The organism is Bradyrhizobium sp. INPA03-11B (assembly GCF_040446015.1).
Lineage (GTDB): Bacteria > Pseudomonadota > Alphaproteobacteria > Rhizobiales > Xanthobacteraceae > Bradyrhizobium > Bradyrhizobium macuxiense_A.
Window position 1 is genome coordinate 1 of sequence record NZ_JASGSR010000199.1, and the last position, 9,648, is coordinate 9,648.

7 protein-coding genes and 1 pseudogene are annotated in these 9,648 nt (G+C 59.5%); 3 read left to right on the forward strand and 5 right to left on the reverse strand.

Annotated features, from left to right (window positions below):
• The coding region (locus tag QMZ05_RS39130) for a glycosyltransferase (RefSeq protein WP_353705617.1) at window positions 1–790 on the forward strand (790 nt) is incomplete at its 5' end.
• Window positions 791–978: 188 nt separating this feature from the next.
• Here the strand turns inward: QMZ05_RS39130 and QMZ05_RS39135 are convergent.
• From QMZ05_RS39135 to QMZ05_RS39155, 5 genes are all read right to left on the reverse strand, one after another.
• The gene (locus QMZ05_RS39135; protein ID WP_353705618.1) at window positions 979–2,913 is read right to left on the reverse strand and encodes a hypothetical protein; all 1,935 of its coding nucleotides are present in this window, start codon (window positions 2,911–2,913) and stop codon (window positions 979–981) included.
• 59 nt (window positions 2,914–2,972) lie between these two features.
• On the reverse strand, window positions 2,973–3,908 hold the full coding sequence (locus tag QMZ05_RS39140) for a lysylphosphatidylglycerol synthase domain-containing protein (protein WP_353705619.1): 936 nt from the start codon (window positions 3,906–3,908) through the stop codon (window positions 2,973–2,975).
• 103 nt (window positions 3,909–4,011) lie between these two features.
• Window positions 4,012–5,205, reverse strand: coding sequence for a hypothetical protein (locus tag QMZ05_RS39145; RefSeq protein ID WP_353705620.1), 1,194 nt, complete (start codon window positions 5,203–5,205; stop codon window positions 4,012–4,014).
• Between the two features lie 70 nt (window positions 5,206–5,275).
• Entirely contained in the window at window positions 5,276–6,286 is a 1,011-nt protein-coding gene (locus QMZ05_RS39150) for a polysaccharide deacetylase family protein (RefSeq protein WP_353705621.1), read from the reverse strand.
• Window positions 6,283–7,080: a class I SAM-dependent methyltransferase gene (locus tag QMZ05_RS39155; RefSeq protein WP_353705622.1), complete on the reverse strand. Its 798-nt coding sequence runs from the start codon at window positions 7,078–7,080 to the stop codon at window positions 6,283–6,285. Before QMZ05_RS39155 ends, QMZ05_RS39150 begins: the two co-directional genes overlap by 4 nt.
• A gap of 337 nt (window positions 7,081–7,417) precedes the next feature.
• On the opposite strand from QMZ05_RS39155, the gene QMZ05_RS39160 reads away from it, so the two are divergent.
• Window positions 7,418–8,368 (forward strand): glycosyltransferase family 2 protein, encoded by a 951-nt coding sequence (locus QMZ05_RS39160; RefSeq protein ID WP_353705623.1) that lies wholly within the window; start codon window positions 7,418–7,420, stop codon window positions 8,366–8,368.
• 21 nt (window positions 8,369–8,389) lie between these two features.
• Window positions 8,390–9,648: pseudogene (locus QMZ05_RS39165) on the forward strand (hypothetical protein); the annotation flags it as partial.

Below are 9,648 nucleotides of genomic sequence, written 5' to 3' on the forward strand. Positions count from 1 at the left end.
GTTTCCAAGGACCGCACGCTGGCGCCGTGAGATCGGCTTTCGCGTTCAGATCGCCTCGGGGCGAACCATCATGCTGAGCAGCGAGACCGCCTTGCGCGATTTCAGGGCCTGCTACCCGTATGCCCGAAACCGGGTCAGCGTCGTTCGCTTCGCGACCCAGCCGCCCGCCGCGTTCCTGAACACGGACCCATCAGAGGTGATCGTGGCCTACGGTCTGCCGGCGAACTATTTCTATCTGCCCAACCAGTTCTATCGCCACAAGAACCACCAGCTGGTCGTCGACGCCCTGACGATCCTGAAGCGTCGCGGGGTCAACGTGGTCGTCTGCGCCTCCGGCAGCACGGAAGATCGGCGCGAGCCGGGCTACTACGATCTGGTCAACGCCGAGATCCGGAAGCGCGGCCTCGATACGCACTTCCGGCACCTCGGCGTGATCCCGTTGCCCCACGTCTACGCGCTGCTGCGGGCTTGCACCGCGCTGCTCAACCCGTCGCGCTTCGAGGGCTGGAGCACGACGGTCGAAGAGGCAAAGTCGTTCGGCGTTCCGATGATCCTGTCTGACATCGACGTGCACCGCGAGCAGACTACTGGTGCTGCGCGCTATTTCAGTGTCGACGATCCAGTCGCGATGGCGGATCATCTGGTGCAAGCATTGCAAGAGGCTCGCGGGCCCGTCATTCGAAATCTCGTTCCGCATCAGGATGACAATGTCAGCGCATTCGCGGCGAACTTCGCGGCCACCATGCGGCGGGCTGTCGCGAAGAACGTCGATATGCCGCCCGCAACATAGCAGCGAGTTTGAGCTGCAATAGGACGAGCCCTGTTCCTCAACGTGAGGTGGCGCCTGCAGGAGCGAGCAGACCCTTCGAGTGTGGTGTTGCCGCTGATCTCGCCGGCCTGTCGTGACGTGACTCGGCTAATCCGGGCACGGATTTTCTCTCCGTGCCCGGCACGCTCGTAATGTAGAAATGGCCGCAGCTACGGCGTCGTCCGCACGTAAATGCGCCACGGATCAACGTTATGCATCTTGAAGTTCGGTGGGGCCAGTAGTTCAAGAAGCGGCACCGCGGGACCGGCCATATCGACGTACAACCCGCTATATAGGACAACAGCGCAGATGTCGCGCTGATCCAGTTTATGTAGGAGTTGCTCCTTGTCGCGTTCGACCAGAAGATCGCGCATATATTTGCTGTACAATTGTAGAACGGGCCGCTGAGCCAAGAAATTGATGCCGGTATCCTCGGCCAATATGTGACACGTTGGTGGCAAGCTCGCTGTCAAAGCGTTCAGCTGCTTGGTGACGGCCTGATAGCCGCTCGTCGAATAGTACGGCCATCGCTTGGCAAGAATGGTGGTCGTGGCAATCGCTACGACGACGATAGCCAGCGACAAAGCCATTCGACCCGATGATTCGCGGCGTAGGATGCTTGCTGGTGCGAAAGCTAGCGCCACGGGGGCAATCGCTGTACCCCAGGCGACGAGCAGGGCAGCGAACATGTAGAACTGCATCGCGTAGCGTGCGTTCAACACAGTCCAACTTGACAAGTTGTAGTGTCCGGCGTCGAAGGCGCCCAGCAGCAGTAGCGTCTGACCTAGAAACCAGCCCGCGAACATCGCTCCGATGTGCCAGTTGATGGTGGCGGATTGAGTGCCGGAGTTATTGCGGGTCGAAGATCGCCAAACGAAGTAGCAGGGTATCATTGCGAACAGGACCACAAGCGCAACGATGCTCGGCCAGCCACCGTCCCTGGCAAAGCTGGTGGATAGCCGGCTCGCCAGAACCGCGCCTTCGCCGACACGTGCGGCCTCGCGCAATTCAATTCCGTGTGCATAGAGCGTGCCTGCTGTCACTTGTGCCGCATCAACATTGTCGCCCGTGAGCGAGCCTGTTTTGTAGAAGGCCATCGCGACCTGAAGACCTCCAAGGCAAAAGCCCAGTGCGACAGCCGCCGTTATCGAGGCGACACGCATGTAAGGTCGTTTGAATGCAACGCTCAGCAGCGTCCAGGGCGCTACAATTAGTGGCACGAGCAAGATGGATAGGGCATGCCCCTGCATGGCCCAGCCGCCGAGCGCGACGCCCAACGCTGCGGCGGCTCCGCCGCTGCGACGCATGCCGTTGTGCCATTGCGCTATCAGGGATGTGCACAGCAGCAACAGCGCTGTCAGTCGGAACGCGTCTCGGTTGCCGTCAATCGAGGCGCTTGGCAGGAGCGGAACGACAAGGATCAGGAGGGGTATCAGGATCGCAAGGCCACGAACCCGCGCTGCACTGCCAAGCGCGGCGCCTGCCGCAATGTAGCTTATGAACGTCAATTGAAACGCAACGCGCGCTACCATCTCATCGTTCAAGCCGGCCCCACCGAGGCTGGACCAAACCAGAGCCGAAGCATTGTACGCGGGCCAAAGCAGGCCATGGGGATCGCCGCGCAGACTTCCGTCGGCTAGGCCTCCTATCCCGGAGGCATCGAAGAAGCTACGGTGCGAAAGGAGTTGCTGCGCTTCCGCAAGGTACTGCATTGCGTCGGAATTACCGGTCAACTGGCCGGCATAGAACCAGACCCGCGGCACGATAATGCAGGCCACCATCAGTATGGCCGCAGCCGATGCAAGCGCCACTGGATCGCGCAGAGTGTGCGGGCTCTTCGGATCCTGAGGCGGTGGTCGTTTCCAGAGCGCGACAAGTAGTGCCAATCCAACGATGAATGGCGCACTGGCGTGTGCAGCAAGAGGTAGCCCAGGTGCAACAAGCGTGAGCAGCAGCAGCAGGCTTGCTGTGAAAAAGCTTGTGGTCGCGCCTCCAAAGGCAATACGGCCAAGTGGAGGAATCGGAAGTATGGCGTCAAAAACGTAGAAAAACCTCGCCAAGCCCGAGGCTAGAACGAGCTGGCCGATCAGAAACGGAATGCTCAAGCCATTGTCCCTTTTGTCATTCGGCCCATTTCGTACCTCCGGAGCGTCAAACAGTCGATCTAGGGCCGAGAACGTGCTGCAATCATTCCGGAGACGGCGAAGCCAATCAGCAGCGGAAGGACTGTGCGCACGGTGCGGTGGATCAGAGCGAGCGCTGCGGCCGTCTCCGCCGGAGCTCCAGCCTGCTGCAGCAGCAGCACGAATGTGACGTCGCGTACCCCAAGTCCTAACGGCAGCAGGGAAACGGCTCCGGCCAGATATGAAATGACGATAGCATGTCCGATGGCGACAAGGGGAAGATCAGCCCCCAACGCCTGGCCGAGATACCAAATCGACGCGACGTCGACCACATAGGTTGTCGCAAGCCAACACGTCGCGACACCCAGTGCAAACGGTTTGATCCCGAATATTGCGTTTCGTAGATCGAAGACGAACTGACGGATCGGCCCAGAAGCCCGAAACAACGGGCCGAGTACCCACATCCGGTCCAACGCCGCGGGACCAAGTCCCACGGCTGTGAGGCCAGCGATCAGCAATGCCGCGGCCGCGAGCGAAAGCGGCATTGCGCGATCACCCGCCAACTCGCCAGGAACAACCAGGACCGACCCCATCAGGAACAGCCAAAGAAGGCTTTCAATCGTGGTTTGAGCCGCGCCGATACTGACCGGAATATCTGCCAGCATCTTGTAGAACGCCAAGCGCGCGGGCACGCCGAGCTTCGGATCTCCGGCAAGGCTCACCGTGCCTGCGGCCAGCATGGCCATCATGACATCCATCAGGTTGGCTGGATGGCGCATTCCCGCCAGTAGCGTTGCTGCGCCTGCCGCGTGCAGCGCAATCATGACGATCGACGAAAGGCAGAGTACGAGCAGCGTCTGGACCGAGACGGACCGGAGCGCGTGCCAATCGATGCGGTCGACCAAATAGAATAGCGTTGCAACACCGATGATGAAGGCCGCGCCCCAAAGCAAACGCTTGCGAGTAAGCAGGTGCATCAGGCTCAGTGCCCCTCAACAGAGCCCGAGGCGCAGGAGAGGTCCTCCTCAAGCGAGGTGCGAGATAGCAGTCCCGTTCGCAGCGAGCGCGGTGTTAAGTCCTTCATCCACGCTCCGTGACCGAAAGATTCGCCACATATTTGCTGGTTGCCTTGTACATCGGTGCTTGCGTCCAGCGAATGAAGACGGTGTCGTTGTTGTTGCCGTTCTCGAACGCCTTGTAACGGAATTTGCCGTCGGCGGCATAAAAGCGATCCATGGCAAAAGCCATGTGGCGCGTTGCCAGACCTTTGTCCCCGCAGGCAAACGCAGTCAGGATGCTCTGCGCGACATCGTGGGAATCGATTGGCCAGGTCTGCTCGGGGCTCCAGCGTGGCTTGTCATCATCGATCAATTTGCTCTGCATGTAACTCCAGCCAAGCCCGATCGCGTCCGCGACACGTTGATCTCTCATTGTCGCATTGACTTCGACAAGCCCTTCGATGATGTAGCCAGTGTGTCGGCTATCGATGATCGTATCGACGGCGTGATCGCGAAACGGCGGCGCATAGAACCAGGACCCATCCGGGTTTTGATGATGCGCGGCGAACAAGGCCGCCCGCCCGGCGAGCGCGACAAGATCGTCGCGATCGAGCACCCTTCCGGCTCGGGCCAGCAGGCCTGCGGCCGCAACGCTGGCGTTGATTATCAGACGGGTGTCGCCCGGACCAAAATGGATGCAGGCGCCTTCCGGCAATTCGGTCAAGCCAGCCTCCTCCAGCATGAAACGTATGCCGGATTCGAGCAGCGCCAGCACTCGGTCGCGGTCGAGCAAATGGATGGCATCGAGGAGACCGGTCAACACAATGGTGGACGTAATCGTGGTCGGCCAATGCTTTGGGTGCTTTCCCATTCCTCCCCAGGTGAACGGCAGACCCCATGCCGCATTGCGAGCCAGCGGGCTGCGCGCTTTCTCCAGCAGGGTTAGCAATCTCGCCGCTCGGCGACGCGAAACCTTGCTGTCGGGTTGGTGAGCTTCACCGGTGAGGCTGTCTCCGAGCGCTTGTGGCATGACAATGGCTGGGACTGCCTGGAAGAGGCGTTTCGGGATCAGCGCATGGTAGGGCTTGAGCGTCCGGCGGGCAAAGTGCATCAGCGGCCCGAGGATAGGCCGTCCACCAACCTGGGAGATTATATTGTCCAGCTGATAAGGATCGTTGCCGGCATAGTCGTTTTGCTCCAGCCAGTTGCCGAGAGCATCGGACGCTGCACGAACACGGTCGAGCAGATCGTGATCCGAAGCCGGACCGGTCATCATGCGTGAAGGCCTTCTACAAAAACGCGCGCTGTAGCCATTTACTCTACCGTGTATGCAAAAGGCTAGGCCGCTAACGTTGCCCAACCAGAATCTTCAAGTGCCGCAGCCGTACTTTTCGCATCAGCCAACTGGTCAGCTCAACATTGCGAAACAGCAGATCAGAACGAACGACTGGTGGCGATTGGGCCAGCGCTTCCTGGCGCGGGGCTGGATCGACGGTGCGAACCGCACACTCCAGCGTCGCAATCTCTCCGTCGAAGCGACCTACGCAGTCGGCCAGCAATTCGTCGAGGACCGCGCAAGCGCGTTCGTCCGGCCGAAATCCACGTTCGATATCTATCAACGAATAGGAATGCAAGAACAGCACAATGATGTCCTGACCGGATGTCAAGACGGCGTCGATCTGGCGTCTCAATTCGCCGGGACTACACCAGTCCGGATCGAGTTTCTTCGTCAGCGACAGCAGGCGGGCCGGGCCGAGCGCAAGATCGCAGTTCGTCACGGTCACGGGAACTTCAAGCAGATCGCCATGCCGAACAATGGCGTTCACGGTGAGTGGTGGATGATTGAGTCCGCAGTGCGGATAGCCGTAAAAGACGCTCGAATCGACTTCGATGCCGTTTTGCTCCAGCGCAGCCAGCGTATCGTAGTTGGCGCCATAGCCACCGGCGCGATGGCTGACAGGACGTCGGCCCGTCCAGGCTTCAATCAGCGCCACGCCTTCGGAAATGAACAGGCGCTGCTCTTCGAGCGACAGCGTCTTCATGGTCTGCGCCATTCCGTATCCACGCTTTCCCTCGGGGAAGGCCGGATGTGTGTGCAGGCCCACTTCATGGCCACGCTCGGCGATCTCGCGCGTCACGCCGGCGACGAGTTCCTCGCTGACGGTCCGGCGATTCTGGACATCGACAAAGAAGGTGCCGCGGCCGCCGTGTCGTTCGAGGATATCCATGATGCGCGGGGCTGCGTGATCGCGCCCAGCGCTGCGGCCCCGGTACGTGTCGATCGGAGGCCGTGGTTCGAAGAAGTCCTCGACGTCTACCGTCACGACGAATTTCGGACGCTGTCGTCCCGGCTTCATTTCGCTACCCGTGCAATCACAAGGTGGAAGCGGGCGTGGCGTCCGAACTTCGGGTGCTTTGCAAGCCAATGATCAAGGCTCTGCGTGGCGCCGATCACGCCCGACATCACCGGAAACAGGGGCGGCCAGATGTTCAGCGGAAACTCCGGCACGAAATCGGGAATGAGCCGCATTCCGGAAATCTCAATCGTCTTGAAGCGGCCCCGTAGCAGTGCTTCGAGCTCTTCGCGAGAGAACAGGACGCGGTGATAGCTCGATGCCCCCTTCACGATGCGCTGCGCAAGCTTCGCGAGATAATACGGGGAATAGTAGAGATAGCGCGCAAAGCGTGCTGTCTCCCCGCTGTTTATGATCGTCGCGCAGAATGCGCCGCCCGGCCGCAGCACTCGACGGATTTCATCGAGGGCAGCGTTCAGATCAGGAAAATTGTTGGGCGCCGTGCAAGATACGATCAGGTCAAAACTGTTATCTGGAAACGGCAACGCCATTGCGTCGCCAACGCCGTAGGTTGCCGGGAGATCGCCATTCAGCGCGCGCGCATGGGCGATCATTTCGGGGCTGAAATCCGCACCGTGCACGGTGAAATCGCCACCCTGATCTCGCTTGCTCTGCGCTAGCCACCGCGTCAAACGTCCTTCGCCGCAGCCAAGGTCGAGGATATTTGTCGCAGCCGCTACGAGGGGCGCCATGGCCTCTCGCTCAAGCCTGTCGGTGTAAACCTGAATGGGGCGCGCTCTGAGCGCGGTATAGTTTTTCGCCTGCAGGTTGTAAAATCGGAGCGTTTCTTCGTTCATGGAAGATAATCCGCACCTGCTCGCCGAAGTTGCCTTTGCCTCATCTTATTGATATTACTCGATAATATAATAGACCTCCGCGCGGAGGCGTCAATCTGTCGGCCGTGCCTGCCCATCCCTTTCATCGATGCCAAAGTCGAAAACTCAACAAATTCAGACACGAGAGCCAGAAAGTTGGGGCCGACCAAGAGTTCTGAATCGGTGCGTCGGCGGACAGCCTATTGACGAAACTGCAGATACCGCATTCAAGCAAGGTGGTTCAACCCAGAACAGAGGCCTAAGCAGGTTCCCGAACCGGCCTACGACTCACGAAGCCGCGCCGCGGCGGGAAATGCGCATGTATAAATCGAAAAGCGTCGCGGTTGTAGTGCCTTGCTACAACGAGGAGAAACTGATCGGCCGCGTCATCGACACCATGCCGGAATTTGTCGACCACATCGTTTGCGTGGACGACCAGAGTCGCGACCGTACCGTGGAGATCGTCCAGCGCTATTCAGCCGCGCAACCCGAACGCGTCATTCTGATCCGGCTCCCCAAGAACGAAGGTGTCGGTGGGGCGATCGCCGCCGGTTACCGCTGGGCACGTGACCACGACATCGATGCGACGGCCGTTATGGCCGGCGATGCCCAAATGGATCCCCGTGATTTGCCTGCACTGCTTGAGCCTGTGATCGCCGATGAGACCGATTACGCCAAGGGCAACCGGCTGTTCTCCGGCGAAGCGTGGAACCTGATTCCGCGTGTTCGCTATATCGGTAACGGATTGCTTTCGATGTTGACCAAGATCGCCTCGGGCTATTGGCACGTGGCGGACTCGCAGACCGGCTACACTGTTGCCAACCGGAAGGTGCTCATGACGCTCAACTTGGATGACATCTACAAGCGCTACGGCATGCCGAACGACATGCTCGTCAAGTTGAATATCTTCGATTTCAGAGTGCGCGACATCCCGATCAAGCCGATCTACGGTATCGGCGAACAATCAGGCATCAAGCCAATTCGCCTCGTGCCGAGGTTGTCGCTGTTGCTGGTGCGATTATTTGCGTATCGCATGCTGCAGAAATATATCATCCGCGACTTTCATCCATTGGTGCTGTTTTACTTTACGGGCGCCGTGTTGCTCTCACTCGGAATGCTCGTCGGACTCTACGTCGTGATGCATCGGCTTTTCATTGGATTTGTGGCAGACAACACGCCGCTTTTCACGACATTCCTTGTCTTGATGGGCTGGCAATCCGTCATGTTTGCCATGTGGCTTGATATGGAAATGAACAAGCACCTGAAATAGGTCGGGCGACGGGCGGTTGAGATGTGCGGTATTTTCGGAGTGATTGCGAGTCCCGGCGCGCTTGATCGCGAGGTTGTGGAGCGCGCAGTCTCGCGGCTGTTCCTCCTCTCAGAAACGCGCGGCAAGGAATCGTCCGGGCTCGCCATCGTTGGGCCGACCACAGTCACCTTTCGCAAGAGTGCACAGCGTCCGCGCGATTTTCTCGCCTCGACGGACTTTTCCCCCTTCTTCAAGGGGACTCTCGACACGCTCTACCGGTCTCGCGAGCCCATCGCTATCTTTGGACATTCGAGACTCGTCACAAACGGCACTCAAAACCTGCACGCGAACAACCAGCCGGTTCTTGCCGGCGGCATCCTGGGTGTTCACAACGGCATCATCGTCAATGACGAGGATCTGTGGCGGACCATAAATGCAGCCGAGCGGAAGGCCGAGGTCGATACCGAAGTATTGCTCCAATTGCTCCGCCAGCATCTCGACAGGGGCGAAACCCTCGTCGATGCGATGCGCTCGACATTCCGCAGGTTGCTTGGAACAGTTTCGACCGCGCTCGTGTTCGACGACCTCGACTGCATGGTACTCGCAACGAATAACGGCTCTCTCTATGTGGCGCCGAGCGTGGCTGACGGCACAGTCGTCTTCGCGTCTGAGCGTTACATTCTTGAGGAATTCCTCACCACGCCAGGCTTGGCTTGGCCTGCGCGTTCGGACGCAATCCGACAGATCAGGGCTGGTGGCGCGCTGCTGATCAAACTCGATACGCTGACCAGCCAGGAGATCGACCTCGGGGCCGCCCCCGAAGGGGCGCCGGCAATTGCTCCTCGGCGGCGCGAGATCCGGGACGACACGCCCGCCAAGGTCCGCAATGCCACGACCTTCAATTCGGTGCCCGCAGTCAAGCTTGGTAATTTCTCTCGCTTCGAGATCGATCCGCAGCCCATCAAGGCATTGCGCCGGTGCACGCGCTGTATTTTGCCAGAAACTGTCCCTTTCATCGCTTTCGATGCAAGCGGGGTCTGCAACTTCTGCCAAAACCACCAACCGAAGACCTATCTGGGGCGTCCTGCCCTGGAGGCCGAAGCCAACAAGCTGAAGGCGCGCCGCAACGGTGCCTCCGCCGACTGCCTGATCACGCTGAGCGGAGGACGCGATAGCAGCTTCGGCCTTCACTACGCGGTGCGCGAGCTCGGCCTTAAGCCGATCGCCTACACTTACGATTGGGGAATGATCACGGACTTGGCGCGCCGCAATCAGGCACGGATGTGTGGAGCGCTCAAGGT